We start from the raw sequence: 14,551 nt of genomic DNA, 5'->3' as shown, positions 1-14,551 counted from the left end.
GCCGCCGGGCTGATCGAGCGGCGGGGCGGCACCACCACCCTGGACCGGCTCGGCGGGCTCGCCCGGCTGGCACCCGTACTCGGCGTGCTCTTCTTCCTGCCGGCGCTCAACCTCGCGGGCATACCCCCGTTCTCCGGGTTCCTCGGCAAACTCGGCCTGCTGCAGGCCGGCGTCGCCGACGGCGGGGTCCTGGCCTGGCTGCTCGTCACGGGCAGCGTCGTCACCAGCCTGCTCACGCTCTACGCGATCGGCCGCGTCTGGAACCTGGCCTTCTGGCGCGAGCCGCGCACGGAGAGCCCGGCGGGCGGCGTCGCCGTTGCCGGCCGGGTGCTCCCGAAGCTGATGGTGGGATCGACGGTTGCCCTTGTCGTGCTGGCGACCGGGCTCACCCTGATCTCCGGACCGCTGTTCGACGTCACCAGCCGGGCAGCCGCCGAACTTCTCGACCGCGAACCGTACGTGCACGCCGTCTTCGGGCAGGAGTCACCATGAACCGTACCGCGGCAGCCGGTCAGGTGCCGGCTCGCGTGCGATGGCGCGATCGGATCGTCGCGGCGGCCGGGATCACCGGAATCTGGATGCTGCTGTGGGGTGTCTTCTCCTGGTTCCACCTGATCACCGGGCTGGTCGTCGCCGTCGTCGTGCTGGCCGTGTTTCCGCTGCCGCCGGTCACCTTCGGCGGTCGCCCTCGCCTGCGCGGGCTGCTGCGCCTGGCGTGGCGGTTCGTCGCCGATCTGGTCGCCGCCAGCGTGCAACTGGCCCTGCTGGCGTTCCGTTTCGGTCACCGGCCCCGCAGCGCCATCATCCGGGTGCCGCTGCGGGTGCCCAGCGATCTGGTGCTCACGCTGACCGGCGAGGCGGTGTCGCTGATTCCCGGCAGCCTCATCGTGGACACCGACCAGGCCTCGACGACCCTTTACATCCACGTCATCGCGGTGGCCGACCGTGCCGCCGTGGAGCAGTTCCGCGACAGCGTTTATCAGATAGAGGCCCGCATCGTACGGGCCATCGGCTCGGACGCCGAGATCAAGATGCTCGAGGGGGAACCCGCATGATCGTCGTTGGTGTCATCGTGTCGGTGCTGCTCTGCGCCGCGACAGCGCTGGTCCTGGTCCGCGTCGTGCGGGGACCGACCACGCTGGACCGCATCGTCGCCGTCGACGTGCTGCTCGCCGTGGTGGTGTGCGCGATCGCCGCGGAGGCCGCCTACACCCGCGACGCGACGTCGCTGCCGATCCTGGTGGTCCTGTCGATCCTGGGCTTCATCGGCTCGGTCAGCGTCGCCCGGTTCGCCCCGGGAAGCGGCTCCGCATCAGGGGGCCGGTTCGCCCCGAGGAGCCGGCGATGACCCTCGACACCGTCGCCGATGTCCTCGCCGGCACCTGCCTGATCTCCGGAGCACTGCTCAGCCTCGCGGCCGGCGTCGGGCTGCTACGTTTCCCCGACCTGCTCGCGCGCATGCACGCGGCAACCAAACCCCAGGTCCTGGGCCTGCTGCTGATTCTCGCCGGTACGGCGCTGCGACTGCAGAACACCGTCGACATCACGACCCTCGTCCTGATCGGCCTCTTCCAGCTCGCCACCGCACCGGTCGCCGCGCACATGGTCGGCAGAGCGGTGTACCGCAGCGGGCAGGTGCGCACCGACCTCCTTGTGGTCGACGAACTGGCCGAGGACCGCGCGAACACGGGTGCGGATCAGCGGTGACGGCCGAATGCTGCCCGACCATCCCCGGCGCGTTACCACGGTGCCGCCGGCCGTCGTTCAGGGCGGCAGGGATGTCAAGGGCTTCCACCCCCGGCCGGCACGACTCCGCCGGCGCGTCCTTCGGTACCAGCTGCGAAGGGCACGGGGCCGGCCGGCACCACCAGCACCGGGCATGCGGCCGCCTGCAGACACTGGTGGCTGACGGATCCGAGCAGTAGTCCCGCCATCGGCCCGTGAGCCGGTCCGCCCAGAACGAGCAACTGCGCTGAACGAGAGGCTCGGACCAACTCCTGCGCGGGTCGGCCCCGCATCAAGCGGGGCCTTATCGGCGCCGACCTGCCGTACTCGGTGGTGACCTCGACGAGAGTGTCCAGCAACGCCTTCTCGGTGGCATCAGCCACGTCATCGTCCACCTGAGGGAGCACCGTCCAGGCATACGCGTAGAAGGACGCCGGGGTCGGTGTCCATACCGAGACCGCATCAACGGTGGCGCCTGTTCGATCGGCCTGTGGCAGCGCCCATCGCAAGGCGGCCTTCGATCCAGGAGAACCGTCCACGCCGACGACGATCGGCAGCGAACTCACCCGCTGCCCTGGGTCCTGGTGCATCACACGCCTCCCCGCACTCCGATCGATGGTCTTGATCGCCATTGTTCTCCGCCAAGCATCATCCGTCCGGGAATCACCGGTGAGAGCTGTCAACAGTCAATCGGCGGCGCTGACGTTGCCGATGTCCGGCAACGGCGAAGAGGGCTTGCTCGGAACCTGCGGCATCAATTGGTTTCATCGCGTTGGCGCGATGGTCGTGCACCGGGTCTCGTAGTGGTGGCGGACTCGACGATGGCGTGACCGATGAGCTCGGCCACTACACTGACGCCTGCACCGGGACAGGAACCGTGCCGCACAGTGGAAGGCCACCATCGTGAGCGCAGAGATCTCCGGCACGTCGGGCACCTTGATGCCGGCGGCGTTCATCGGACACGGCAACCCGATGAACGCCCTTGACGTCAATCGCTACACGACAGCGTGGAAGGCCTTCGGCGCCGCGGTTCCCCGCCCGCGCGTCATCCTGGTCGTCAGCGCCCACTGGTACATCAATGCGACCGCGGTCACCGCCATGGCCAAGCCCCGGACGATCCACGACTTCTACGGGTTTCCGCAGCCGCTGTTCGAGGTGCAGTATCCGGCGCCGGGCCTGCCCGAGCTGGCCGCCGAGATCAGCGACACCGTTCACCCGACCTGGGTGGGTGCGGACATCGACAGCTGGGGCATCGACCACGGCACCTGGTCGGTGCTGACGCACGCCTTCCCGGACGCCTCCATTCCCGTCGTGCAGCTCAGCATCAACGCTGACAAGCCCATGGACTATCACCTCGAGCTCGGCGCGAAGCTGGCTCCGCTGCGTGAGCGCGGTGTGCTGATCGTCGCCAGCGGCAACGTCGTGCACAATCTGCGCGGCATGGACTGGGGCCTGGCCGACGACGGATACGACTGGGCCCAGCGTTTCGACGAGGACGCCAAGGTCCGCATGCTGAGCGATCCCGCCGAGTTCGCGGCGCTGGACGCGCACCGCGACTACCGGCACGCCGTGCCGACACCGGACCATTTCATTCCGGCCCTGTACCTGGCCGGCCTGGCTTCGGCGTCGGCGGCACCCGACACCGGCGTCCTGGTCGACGGGTACGCCTACGGCTCGCTGTCGATGACCGCGTACACACTCGGCCCGTCCTGCCCGCACACCCCCGGAGTCGGCGGATCCCCGCAGCCTCCCGCAGATCTGCCGCCGGACGCATCGAACATCTGATCCACGTCCGCTCGCCAGGGCTGAAGCTTGCGCTTGCCGGCCGTGTGGTCAGCCTGCGCGCTACACGTCGCTCGGACTGTGCCCGCGCGAGGCAGAACCAGCAGATCGCGTGGCTGAAGAGGGCGTGCGGCCGATGAGCGTGGCGCGGTCCGGTGCGTACCCCGGGGGCTGCTCGGGCGGGGGAAGCAGCGGGTTCAGGCCCACGACGGGGCGCTGCACCGGTTCGTCGGCGGTCACCTCGATCGCCTCGCCGTAGAGCAGAATCGCGAGCCGCGCGTTCGCGCCGTCGCGCAGAGACACCCGCACGGCCTCGTGGTCGGCTTCGACCAGCAGCCGCAGGCCGCTGTGCCGCAGACGGAAGCGCAGACTGCTGATTCCTTCGGGCAGCCGCGGCGCCAGCGCCGGGACACTGCCGTGTTCCCGTAAACCGCCGAATCCCTCGACGATCGCCGACCATGCCCCGGCCAGCGATGCCAGGTGCAACCCGTCGCGGGTGTTGCCGTGCAGGTCACGCAGGTCCACCAGCGCGGCCTCCCGTGCATAGTCATGCGCCAGCTGAAGATGGCCGACCTCGGCGCACATCACCGCTTGCGTGCAAGCCGACAGCGAAGAATCGCGTACGGTGATGCGCTCGTAGTAGTCGACGTTGCGGGCTTTCTGCTCGGCGGTGAAGTCTTCGCCGCACCAATGCATGGCCAGCACCAGATCGGCCTGCTTGACCACCTGCCGTCGGTACAACTGGAAGTACGGAGCGTGCAGCATCAGTGGTTCGGCCTGGCGCTCGGCGGTGAAGTTCCACGGGGCGTAACGGGTGAACCCGGCGGACTGCTCGTGCACGCTGAGCCGGTCGTTGTAGGGCACGTGCACAGCATCAGCGGCCGCCTGCCACAGGTGCGGTTCCTGCGCCTGGACGCCGAGCCGTTCGGCGGCGGCGGGCAGGCGAGCACACGCGTCGGCGGCGGCCCGCAGGTTCCGGGCGGCCATCAGGTTGGTGAAAAGGTTGTCGTCGGCGACGGCGCTGTACTCATCCGGCCCGGTGACGCCGTCGACATGCCAGACGCCGTCGGCGTCGTGGTGACCGTGCGACATCCACAGCCGGGCGGTCTCCACCAGAATCTCCAGGCCGCATTCCGGCTCCAGAACGTCGTCGCCGGTCACCCGGCAGTATCGTTCGACAGCGCGGGCGATCACCGCATTGAGGTGCAGCGCCGCGGTGCCGGCCGGCCAGTAGGCCGAGCACTCCTCACCGTGGATCGTGCGCCACGGGAACGCCGCGCCGTTCAGCCCCAGAGTCCGGGCCCGGTGCCGTGCTTGATCGAGGATGCTGTACCGCCAGCGCAGTGTGTCGGCCGCGGCGTGCGGGGCGATGTAGGTCAGCAACGGCAGGACGAAGCCGTCGGTGTCCCAGAAAGCGTGCCCGTCGTACCCCGGTCCGGTCAGGCCCTTGGCGCCGATGGCCCGCCGCTCTGCGCGGGCGCCGGCCTGCAGCACATGGAACAGGCCGAAACGGACTGCCTGCTGCAGCACCGGATCACCGTCGATCTCGACGTCCGCGGCATCCCAGAAGTCCTCGAGGTAGGCCTGCTGATCGGCACTGAGACCGCCCCAGCCCGCGTAACGTGCGCCGGTCAGCGCGCCGGCGACCTGGTCGCGCAGCGCCTGCGGTGAGCGAGAGGAGCTCCACGCGTACCCGAGGAATTTGGTGATCCGCAAGCGCTCGCCGGGGCGCAGCACGGTGACCACCGTGGTGCGCGCCCAGTCCTCGCGGACGTCGGTCTCCTCGTCGTAATCGCCGGGCGCTTCCACGAAGTGATCCATGCCGGCTGCCATCAGTAGACCGCTGGCTTTCGTGCGGTGCAGCAGCACCGCGCCGTGTTGCTCGGTGTCCTGCGCCACCGCCACCAGTGGGCGGTCCAGCGCCGCAGCAACGCGAGGATCATCGGACTTCTGCGGCTGCTCCTCGTTGGCCACCAGCCCGGACTGCACGGTGACACGCACCTGCTGGTCGAGCGCCTCGACCTCATATTCGATGGCGGCCACCGCCCGCTGCGTGAAAGACACCAGCCGCGAACTGCGGATCCGCACCCGCTGCCCCGCCGGGGACTCCCAGTCGACGGAGCGCCGCAACACGCCGCCACGCAGGTCCAGGACTCGTTCGTGAGCGTGTAGCCGTCCGTGCGCCACGTGGAACGGTTCGTCGTCGACCATGAGCCGGATGAGTTTTCCGTCGGTGACGTTGACGACGGTCTGTCCCTGCTCCGGGTAGCCGTAGCCACCCTCCGGGTACGGCAGCGGGCGCCGTTCGTAGTACGAGTTGAGGTAGGTGCCCGCGATGATGTGGGGCTCGCCCTCGTCCAGGTTGCCGCGCAGCCCGATGTGCCCGTTGGCCAGGGCGAGCACCGACTCGGTCTGCGCCAGTCGGCCCACGTCCAGCGAGGGTTCCCGAACCTGCCATGCATCGACCGGGAACACGGCGTCGCCGATCATGCGGCGGCCCGCAGTTCCGTGTGCTCCGGGCGGCGCGATGCAATCGTGGACATGTGACCTCCGCACGGACGAAGCCTCCCGTGAACCCGGGATCTCGCCAGCGCCCGGCACGTCATCCTTCACCCTGACCGACAGTGCGACTGGGGTCAAACGGTACGCCGCCACGCCGTGGAACGCCGGTGATGCGGTAGACCTCTTGCCATGTCTGGTCCGTCCGTGCTGTTCGTCCTCGACCTCGCCGGGACCTTCGCGTTCGCGTTGAACGGTGCGCTGACCGCCCTGCGTGCCGCCAGGGTCGACATCGTCGGTGTCGTCACGCTCGGCATGATCACCGCGGTGGGCGGCGGCGCGATCCGCGACGTCCTGCTCGGTGCCGTGCCTCCGGCCGCCTTCATGGACTGGCGGTACCTGACCGTTGCCGCCGGCGGAGGACTGATCGTCTTCTGGCTCGGTAGCCGCCTGGAACGGTTCAGCGGTGCGATCGACGTCCTGGACGCGGCCGGCCTGGCCCTCTTCGCGGTCACCGGAGCCGGCAAGGCGCTCGAGTTCGGGGCCGGCCCGGTGCAGGCGATCATCCTCGGCGCGATCACCGGCGTCGGCGGCGGAACGGTGCGGGACGTGCTGGTCCAGCGGGTTCCCAGCGTGCTGAGCGGCGGCCTCTACGCGATCCCGGCGCTGGTCGGCGCCGCGCTGCTGGTCGCGGCCGACCATGGCGGCGTCGACGCGGTGCTGGGCGTACCGGCAGCGTTGTGCGCGGCCGCGGTGTGCTTCCTGATCCGGGTGGCCGGCTTGCGTTTCGGCTGGGACGCGCCGAGACCGCCCAGCAGCGGGCGGCCGGGACCGCCCGGTGACAACTAGCCGGCGAGCCACGCCAGAGCGCCGACAACAAGCGCCTGCGTCCCCGTGCTCAAGGTGGGTTGCATGACCGGAGCGAACCGGGCCGAATGGTTGACCGGAACATCCTGAGCCACCCGGCCCGCCCGCTCGGCCCGGCGGTAGGTCTCAGCGTCGACACCACCGACGCACCAGTAGGTGTAGGGGACACCCAGAGCGTTGGGAATGTCGCTGAAATCCTCACTCGCTGACTGCTGCGGCAGGACCGTGGCCCGATCGCCGAAGAAGGCAGCGAAGGCCGCGGCCACCCGCTCGGTCGCCGCGGGCTCGTTGTCGGTCAGTGGGAAGCGGTCGAACAGCTCGAACTCCGGCTCCCGGGGTGATCCGGAAGCCTGACACTCCGCGACGACGATCCGGCGGACGGCCTCCAGCATTCTTTCGCGAGTGGAGTCGCTGTACGTGCGCAGGTTGAGCAGCAACTGCGCGGAATCCGGGATGACGTTGCTCTTGGTGCCGGCCTGAATGCTTCCCACAGTGAGCACGCTGGTCTCCGTGGGCGGCACCTCCCGCGCGACCACCGTCTGCAGCCGGACCACGATCATCGCGGCCAGCACCACCGGGTCGACCGCTGCGTGCGGCATCGACCCGTGGGCGCCGCGGCCGTGGACGGTCACCCGCATGCTGTCCGCCGCGGACAGCACCGGACCGGCGCCGGTGCCGACCCAGCCGGCGGGCAGCGGCATGACATGCTGCGCGAGCGCCACGTCGACGCCGGGGACGATGCCGGCCAGACCGTCGTCTACCATGCCGCGAGCTCCGTCGCCGGCCTCCTCCGCCGGCTGGAACAGGGCGATGAGCGTTCCCCGCCAGACGTCGCGGCTGTCGGCGAGCAGCCGGCCGGCGCCGAGCAGGCATGCCACGTGGACGTCGTGCCCGCAGGCGTGCATCACCGGGACCTCGTTGCCGTCGCTGTCGGTGCTCGTGGCGGTGCTCGCGTAGGGCAGATCGGTGCTCTCGCGGATCGGCAGGGCGTCCATGTCGGCCCGTAGCAGCACCGAGGGGCCGTCTCCGTTGTGCAGGACACCGACCACGCCCGTGCCGCCCACACCGGCGTGCACCTCGAAACCGGCCTTGCGGAGCTCTTCAGCGACCGTCCGCGCGGTGCGGTGCTCCTGGTGGGACAACTCAGGGTGCTGGTGCAACTGCTGGTAGAGCTGTTCCTGTTCGGCGCGGATGTCCTCGTGGCGGGCCAGCACCTTCGATGCGGCGGACGACGTCGTCATGTCGGCTCCTCGCATTTCGCTGCAATGAGCGTTACGCCTGTAGGCCGACAATACGTGAGCCGGGACGATGTCCGCCCTGACTTTGAGCAGGCAGCGGGGGTCGATGCGCAATGAGCAATTTTCGACCTGACATCGGGCTTCGCGCTGAGCGGGCAGTAATGCCGTCGTGGTCCTTTCTGAGTCGACTGGATCCACGCTTACCTGTTCACGACGGTACTGGGGCCGGATGCGAGTGCATCACCGCTGCGGCGTGGTAGGGGGTACCGCCGTTCACAGCGCGGTGATCTGATCGGCGGCCATCGGGCGCGCGAAGTGGAATCCCTGGGCTTTGGGACAGCCGAGTTGTCGCAGTACCTGAGCTTGCTCGGCGGACTCGACGCCTTCGGCTACGGTGTGTAATTGCAGCGCGTTACCCAGATCGATCGCCGCGCGGGTGATGGCTATCTGGCGTGGGGTCGGGTTGGCCGACAAGGTGAGCGTGCGGTCGAGTTTCAAGACGTCAATCGGGAGTTCCTGCAGATAGGCCAGGGACGAATAGCCGATCCCGAAATCGTCGATGGCGATCCGAATGCCGTGTGTGTGGAGCCGATGCAGAGCTTGCACTATCGCGGAGGAGATCTCTCCGCTGGTATCGATGAGCATGCTTTCGGTGACTTCCAGGGTGAGGGCCGTACCTGGAAGTGCACACTCGTGCAGCACGGCGAGCACCTCGTCGTAAAAGCCTTTCTCTGTCAGCTGGCGAGCGGAGACGTTGACGGTGACGCCGATGCCGTAGTGCAGGTACCAGGAGCGGACCGCGGTGCAAGCGTGTCGTTGGCGGCGGCCTCTGGTTTCTGCGGGCGGTCGCGGTAGAGGCCCGCGGCACCGATGAAAACGCTTCCGATGATCCATCCGGCGTTCTGCCACGCGTCGACCGGTCCGCTTGGCGCAAGCAGGGTGACGCCGTACACCAGATCAGCTGTGAGCTGCACCAGCATGCCGGTGGACATCAAGGCGATGGCGCCGGTCAGGCGCCCGCCCAACAAGATCCGAACGAGGACGGCCATGCGCAGCACTTCCAGGCCTTCATAGGTCAGAAAGACCGTGATGCCCCAGGAATCCAGCCGGCCCGATGCCACGTACGGTGCTGCGATCAGGTGCCATGTGCCGAAAGCCAGGCCCAGCACCACGGCGAAGCTGTCGATCGTGCCCGCCCAGGAACGGGCACGTGGCCGGGGGCCCGTGGCCAGGGCGGCGATGAACAAGACCAGCGCCGCCAGATACAACACGTCGTTGACGTGCCCGAAGGGAATCGAACCGCGTGAGCCGTCGAACGGGATCCGCCAGTAGCCCTGCGCCGCCTCGTACATGAGTTGGCCGACGGCGAGCAGCCACCAGAATTGCGGCCGCTGCGGACGATAGCGAACAAGCCCGTACACAATCGCCAGCCCGGCTGACGCCTGTACCGCCGTGGCACCCCAGGTCGCCCACCACTCAATGGCTGGCGGCGAAACCCGAGGCCGCCACGATACCGACCAAAAGATAGAGCAACCAGGGCACACGGAGGTCACGCAGCTGCCACGTCATGTGTCCTCCCGCAATAAGTCCATACCCCAGTAGAAACCGCCGGATACCGCGGTTGCCGTGTCGGCCAGCCGTAGCAAAGTGGGGCAGTGACCTGGGATAGCCTGGTCAGGCCCGCCCCTTTGCCGCTAGCGCCGCGATCACCCGATGTGTCACCGGCGGGCGTGTTCCCGACATTGTCGTTTCAGCCTCGGGGACCGTTGTTGGCTGCCCACAGGCCCATGCTGAGGCAGAGGGCGAGTAAAGCGATCACCGCCATTCCGCCGCTCTTCAACAGCATGGCCAGACATCCAGTGAAGACTGCCGCTACCAGCCAGCTGGTTGCGCTCATGCCGCACCAGCGGGGCGAGGCGGATGGCGGCGTCGCACTGCTGAGGCGCTGGGCGAATAATGGGTCCTGTGCCTGAAGCTCTTGCTCGATCTGGGCGAGTCGGCGCCGGTCCGCTTCACTGAGCACGGGTTGCTCCTTCACCGCTGGGGCGGGTCGTCTCGAGTGCGAATAGATCTTGGCCTTCTGAGCCGTCAATTCGCGGTGGGGGCGGACGGGACCACCATCACCGGGCATGGTGCGTGGTCGATCAGGCTGCGGGATGTCGAACCCATCACCAGCCCGCTGAAGCCGCCCAGGCCGCGGGAACCGACAACGAGCAGGCCGGCCGAGATGCGCCGGCTGAAGGTGATCAGGGCTGCGGCAGCTGATTCGCCCGACACGACCTCGGTACGGTATTCGACGTCCGGGTGTTGATCACTGATGCCGTGTGCGCCCGCCGACGAGTCGCCGACGGTGGCCCAGAACGGCAGGTTGCTGGTCGCGATGGCGCCGGCTGAGCTTCTGCGGGCCGGCTGATGGGCGAGGACCACTTCGGTGTCGCGAAGGCGGGCCTGTGCGAAGGCGGCTTCTGCCGCGGTGCGGGAGCCGGAGGAGCCGTCGGTGCCGACCACGATCGGTCCGTCGTCGGACACGTGGTCGTCGCCGCGCACGACGATGACCGGGCAGTGGGCGTGTCCCGCGACCTGGGTGGCGACCGAACCGGTGAGCAGCCCGGCGAACCCGCCGGAGCCGCGGTGCCCGACGACGAGTAGTTGAGCGGATCGTGAGGCATCACGCAGGACCGCGCCGGCTGACCCGTCAAGCAGGTGGGTGGTCACCGGCAGGTCGGCGTACTCCTGCTGGACTTCGTGGGCGGCCTTCGCCAGGAGGTCCAGCATTGCCGTACGCGGGCCTTGGTCGTATTTGTCGTAGGGAGCGTGGAAAGGCGGAAGGATCACCGGCCAGCCCAGTACGTGCTCGATGTGAAGTTCACAGCCGCGTCGTTGTGCCTCGCGGGCGCCGTAGTGGACAGCTGACCGGGCGGTTGCCGATCCGTCGAAGCCGACGACTACCGGGGCGTTCATGGGGATCCTCCGTTTGATGTGTGCTGCCGGGTGACCGCCTGCAGCGCAGGCGCTGTTTCCTGGCCGGGGAACGGCGACGGCCCGGGGACAGGGGGTGGCTATCCGTCAGCATCGAGATGGTCGAACATCGGCTGCCTGCAGATGGAAAGGGCGAGGGTCTGTGCTTACGCGGCCACGGGGGTCCGCAGCATCGTCGCCTTCTCGGAAGGCGGGTTGAGCTGGAGAGCGGTCAGCGTTCCGGTGAGTTCCAAGACTCGTCGTGGTAGACCGGTTGCGCCGGCGACATGGAATGCTTTCCCGAGCCGGAGCGCCGCGCGCCGACCGGCGACCAGGGCGCCGATGCCGGCGCAATCCAGAAAGGTCACCGCCGACAGGTCGATGACGACCCCTGTGAGCTGGTCGTCGGCCAACGCGGTGTCGATCATCGAGGTGAAGTGGTCGGCGGCGACGGCGTCGAGTTCGCCGGCCGGGTACAGGATCTGTTGGCCGCCGCCGGTCCGGTGCTCTCTGACGAGGACAGGATGCACGTTTCCTCCTTGTGCGGTCGTACAGATGTGAGTTGCCGAAGGTGGATCAGCGGTGTTCGGAGAATGCTCAGCGCAGGGGCCGAACCTGGTGGCACGGGACGCAGAAGCTGGCCTCCGGCAGTTCACGGAGGCGTCCCAGTGGAATGGCTTGGTGGCAGCGCTCGCAGATCCCGTAGGTGCCTTGGGACATGCGCTGCAAAGCGTGGGCGGTGTCGGCGACTGCCTGACGCGACGTTTTCGTCAGAGCAGCCAGGGTGTGCGGATCATGACCGCCGTGGTGGGGGAGTGCGCCGCACACGACGAGTTCAGTCAGTTGGTTGGTGTGGGTTGCGAACTGCTCCTCCAAGATGTCGCGCAGCAGTTGCAGGGAGACAGCGATGCTTGCCGGGTGGTGCGTGGTGGCAGTCACGGGCCTGTCCCTTCTGTCGCAGGATTGTTCTAGGCGATCCAGAGGCGGTGTGTTCGCCTGCTCAGGCAGCGGGATGGCGCAGCACGGACATCGCGGCGAAGCCGGCGCCGTTGACCGCAGCGGTGCGTGGTGACGCGGCGCAGTGCACCGGGATCCGTAAGGCGCAGCCGAGACGAGTCGACAAGCCGGGGTGAAGCGCGCCGTCGCCGACCAGCAGCATGCCGCTGGTGAGGGCCGCGGAAGCGGGATGGTCGGTGTCAAGCTCGCCGTGCAGGTCGGTGACCGCACGCGTGACGATGTCGGCGAGCAGATCCAAGGGGGCGCCCAGCCTGACGTCGCGGGTGCCGATGTCAATACGCCGGGCCGCGGCGACGCGACCGTGATCCATGAGTGCGATCTCGGTCAACTGCGCGCCGACGTCAACGATGAGACGTACGCCGGCTGCGGCGCCGGCGCCGATGGCGGCTGCGCGTACCGAATCGATCAGGAGTAGCCGGGAGGGGGCGAACACCTCTGTCACCACGCGGCGCAGGGCGTTCTGCTCGTTAGTGGTGGCCTGCACGGGGCGGCAGGCGACCACGACACCACCGTCAGCAATCGTTTCAGGGAACCGGCGAACCAGGTGCCTCAGCAAGGCGACGCACCCGGTCTCATCGATGATGTGACCGCGCCGTACCAAGCCTCCGATGACACCGAACGACTCGCCGGTCGCGGCGCTGACGCTGCCTTGCCGGGACGCCCACACATGTGTGCAGGCACTGCCGAGGTCGACCGCGACGGCCGCAGGAACACCGCTGTCGGTGAGAGGCACGCCGCTCGGGTTCCCACTGGCGGGCCGGGTGGTGGCGGAGCCAAGCGACACTGTCACGACGACCTCTTTCTCGTAGGGAGAGCGACGCCGGCCGACAGTGCGGCAGTGTGAAATTCGGCGGTTCGTGCTCTGTCACCGATCGCTGCGTGCCGTCATGGGCCCGCAGCGGGATGTGGATACGTGGGGCAAGGAGGTACGCGACTCGGCCGTGTCCGCCCCGGACGCGCGATCCTCGGTGGGGCGGTGACTCCGACGGGTCGATGCCTGACCGGGCCGCGGGTTGTGGGGCCGACGAAGGTCGATCGTCCAGCGGTCAGAGCGTCCGTACGAGTTCCACCTCAGGCCGGCTGTCTGCATCGAGAGGCAGCGGACGGGAAGGCCCACTCAGTCTGCCGATGAGGCGCGTCAGCCACAGGCAAGAAGCCGTGCTGATCAGGAAGAGTGCTCGTCGTCGGCGTAACCATCCCGGCCTCCCCCTTTCCAACCAGCTGTGTGCTTTCAGCATGCCCCGGGCACCGCCGTGCCGGCAGCGCACCACCTCGGACAAGAATCCGCGGCGCGACTTGCCGACGACCGGCAATCTCTGCACCACGCGGGAATGGTCCTGTGACGCGTGAGGCGATCTGTTGGCCGTTGTGCCCGCCCTGCCGGATCAGAGGTGTTCCGCTGTTGCGTCGATGAGTTCGGCTTGACAGAGCCGCGGCTGAATGAACGGTATGAGGCGCACCTCGGCGTCGGTGCGGCCCGCCCGGTCCGCGAGGCCGCGCAGGAGGCCGCGGTGCACGGCACACACCACGCCAGGATGAGCCTCGGCAAGACTCCAGAATGGGCAGGCGTGCAGCAGGATGCGACGGCGTCCGGTGTCTGATTCGACGGTCGGGTCGAAGCCCATCTCAGCAAACAGCGCCGCCACGGCCGTAGCGAGGCTCTCGAGTTCCTGCTGGGCGCCGGGTGGGTGTGGCCATAGGCGCTGCGCCCATGCCACGCCCGCGGTCTCGGCCGCGGCGCCGTCGTCGGTCTGTTCGAGGTGGGTGACCAGTACCTGCGCCAACAGGTGGTACCCCGAGGTCGAAACCGCCTGAGTGGCGGCGACATACCCGAGCCGGGGCCGGCCGCGTGTCCCGCGCCGGTCGGAGCGTTCCCGCACGAGGCCTGATCGGATGAGAACGTCCAGGTGAAACCGGATGGTGTTCGCATGCAGGCCGGTCGCGGCAACCAGTGCGGTCACGTCGAGGGGTTCGTCGACTCCGCGGAGGGTGTCCAGAAGGTGTCGTCGGCGTGTGCTGGCGAGTGCGTTGAAGATCACGTTGTCCGCCATCTCAGGAATATATCCGAAGAGTATGGTGAAAAAGCTGGAGGTGGCCATGACCTACGTCATCGCTGAGCCGTGCATCCGGGACGCCGTTCACGGCACATCGCGGTCGGTGTCGGCGGTTGCCCAGTGGCCCACCGAGAGGCGACCGGCTGGTCGCGCTGCCGTGGCCGTGTCCTCTTCGCCGTGCGCGACGGAGCTGTCCGCGGATTGCCGTCAGCCGGTTCTGATCGACCGTGGCGACCACGGCGAGCTCGTGATGACCGTGAAGCCTGCAACCCGCCACAGGGAGGAGTGATCTGATGTCATCCCAGCGTCCCGGCGCATCACCACCACGAGGTCACCCGGTGATCAGTGATGGCCTGCCGAGCCAGCTTCCCGACATCGACCCTGAAGAGACCAACGAATGGGTCGAGTCGC

At 68.3% G+C, this 14,551-nt stretch carries 18 protein-coding genes; 7 read left to right on the top strand and 11 right to left on the bottom strand.

Features of this window, described 5'->3' with window-relative positions; genetic code table 11:
* The 4 genes from ACFQV6_RS43670 to mnhG form a co-directional block, all read left to right on the top strand.
* A partial coding sequence (locus ACFQV6_RS43670; protein WP_378033638.1) for a proton-conducting transporter membrane subunit occupies positions 1-492 on the top strand: 492 nt, incomplete at its 5' end.
* On the top strand, positions 489-1,055 hold the full coding sequence (locus tag ACFQV6_RS43665; RefSeq protein ID WP_378033637.1) for a Na+/H+ antiporter subunit E: 567 nt from the start codon (positions 489-491) through the stop codon (positions 1,053-1,055). The genes ACFQV6_RS43670 and ACFQV6_RS43665, both read left to right, overlap by 4 nt.
* A complete protein-coding gene (locus tag ACFQV6_RS43660; RefSeq protein ID WP_378033636.1) occupies positions 1,052-1,348 on the top strand; it encodes a monovalent cation/H+ antiporter complex subunit F in 297 nt (98 codons plus the stop codon). The genes ACFQV6_RS43665 and ACFQV6_RS43660 overlap by 4 nt, the downstream gene beginning before the upstream one ends.
* Entirely contained in the window at positions 1,345-1,707 is a 363-nt protein-coding gene (gene mnhG, locus ACFQV6_RS43655; RefSeq protein ID WP_378033635.1) for a monovalent cation/H(+) antiporter subunit G, read from the top strand. The genes ACFQV6_RS43660 and mnhG overlap by 4 nt, the downstream gene beginning before the upstream one ends.
* A 74-nt stretch (positions 1,708-1,781) precedes the next feature.
* Here mnhG and ACFQV6_RS43650 read toward each other — a convergent pair whose 3' ends face one another.
* Complete coding sequence (locus ACFQV6_RS43650) at positions 1,782-2,315, bottom strand: universal stress protein (RefSeq protein ID WP_378033634.1); 534 nt, start codon at positions 2,313-2,315, stop codon at positions 1,782-1,784.
* 313 nt (positions 2,316-2,628) lie between these two features.
* Between ACFQV6_RS43650 and ygiD the strand changes: the two genes are divergently transcribed.
* The gene (ygiD, locus tag ACFQV6_RS43645; protein WP_378033633.1) at positions 2,629-3,510 is read left to right on the top strand and encodes a 4,5-DOPA dioxygenase extradiol; all 882 of its coding nucleotides are present in this window, start codon (positions 2,629-2,631) and stop codon (positions 3,508-3,510) included.
* 60 nt (positions 3,511-3,570) lie between these two features.
* On the opposite strand, the gene ACFQV6_RS43640 is transcribed toward ygiD, so the two are convergent.
* On the bottom strand, positions 3,571-5,997 hold the full coding sequence (locus ACFQV6_RS43640) for a glycoside hydrolase family 65 protein (RefSeq protein ID WP_378033632.1): 2,427 nt from the start codon (positions 5,995-5,997) through the stop codon (positions 3,571-3,573).
* Between the two features lie 201 nt (positions 5,998-6,198).
* Here ACFQV6_RS43640 and ACFQV6_RS43635 point away from each other — a divergent pair, with 201 nt between their 5' ends.
* Positions 6,199-6,855 (top strand): trimeric intracellular cation channel family protein, encoded by a 657-nt coding sequence (locus ACFQV6_RS43635; protein ID WP_378033631.1) that lies wholly within the window; start codon positions 6,199-6,201, stop codon positions 6,853-6,855.
* On the opposite strand, the gene ACFQV6_RS43630 is transcribed toward ACFQV6_RS43635, so the two are convergent.
* The 9 genes from ACFQV6_RS43630 to ACFQV6_RS43590 all read right to left on the bottom strand — a co-directional run bounded on the left by ACFQV6_RS43630 (position 6,852) and on the right by ACFQV6_RS43590 (position 14,137).
* Positions 6,852-8,114, bottom strand: a complete 1,263-nt coding sequence (locus tag ACFQV6_RS43630; protein ID WP_378033630.1) for an amidohydrolase — start codon at positions 8,112-8,114, stop codon at positions 6,852-6,854. The two genes, ACFQV6_RS43635 and ACFQV6_RS43630, sit on opposite strands and share 4 nt — an antisense overlap.
* A gap of 270 nt (positions 8,115-8,384) precedes the next feature.
* Complete coding sequence (locus tag ACFQV6_RS43625) at positions 8,385-8,882, bottom strand: EAL domain-containing protein (RefSeq protein WP_378033639.1); 498 nt, start codon at positions 8,880-8,882, stop codon at positions 8,385-8,387.
* Entirely contained in the window at positions 8,846-9,532 is a 687-nt protein-coding gene (locus tag ACFQV6_RS43620; RefSeq protein WP_378033629.1) for a hypothetical protein, read from the bottom strand. The genes ACFQV6_RS43625 and ACFQV6_RS43620 overlap by 37 nt, the downstream gene beginning before the upstream one ends.
* A gap of 329 nt (positions 9,533-9,861) precedes the next feature.
* Entirely contained in the window at positions 9,862-10,134 is a 273-nt protein-coding gene (locus tag ACFQV6_RS43615; protein ID WP_378033628.1) for a DUF3040 domain-containing protein, read from the bottom strand.
* Positions 10,135-10,199: 65 nt separating this feature from the next.
* On the bottom strand, positions 10,200-11,072 hold the full coding sequence (locus tag ACFQV6_RS43610) for a universal stress protein (RefSeq protein WP_378033627.1): 873 nt from the start codon (positions 11,070-11,072) through the stop codon (positions 10,200-10,202).
* Positions 11,073-11,236: 164 nt separating this feature from the next.
* Positions 11,237-11,599, bottom strand: coding sequence for an STAS domain-containing protein (locus tag ACFQV6_RS43605; protein WP_378033626.1), 363 nt, complete (start codon positions 11,597-11,599; stop codon positions 11,237-11,239).
* A gap of 67 nt (positions 11,600-11,666) precedes the next feature.
* On the bottom strand, positions 11,667-12,008 hold the full coding sequence (locus ACFQV6_RS43600) for a TraR/DksA family transcriptional regulator (protein WP_378033625.1): 342 nt from the start codon (positions 12,006-12,008) through the stop codon (positions 11,667-11,669).
* A 61-nt stretch (positions 12,009-12,069) separates the two neighbouring features.
* Positions 12,070-12,876, bottom strand: coding sequence for a rod shape-determining protein (locus tag ACFQV6_RS43595; RefSeq protein ID WP_378033624.1), 807 nt, complete (start codon positions 12,874-12,876; stop codon positions 12,070-12,072).
* Between the two features lie 595 nt (positions 12,877-13,471).
* Positions 13,472-14,137 (bottom strand): helix-turn-helix transcriptional regulator, encoded by a 666-nt coding sequence (locus ACFQV6_RS43590; protein WP_378033623.1) that lies wholly within the window; start codon positions 14,135-14,137, stop codon positions 13,472-13,474.
* Between the two features lie 22 nt (positions 14,138-14,159).
* Between ACFQV6_RS43590 and ACFQV6_RS43585 the strand changes: the two genes are divergently transcribed.
* On the top strand, positions 14,160-14,429 hold the full coding sequence (locus ACFQV6_RS43585) for a hypothetical protein (RefSeq protein WP_378033622.1): 270 nt from the start codon (positions 14,160-14,162) through the stop codon (positions 14,427-14,429).
* The last annotated feature ends 122 nt before the right edge of the window (positions 14,430-14,551 follow it).

The organism is Actinoplanes sp. GCM10030250, assembly GCF_042666575.1.
In the GTDB taxonomy this organism is placed as follows: Bacteria; Actinomycetota; Actinomycetes; order Mycobacteriales; family Micromonosporaceae; genus Actinoplanes.
The sequence above is the reverse complement of the archived record's forward strand: the minus strand, read 5'-3'. Positions and strand labels throughout refer to the sequence as shown.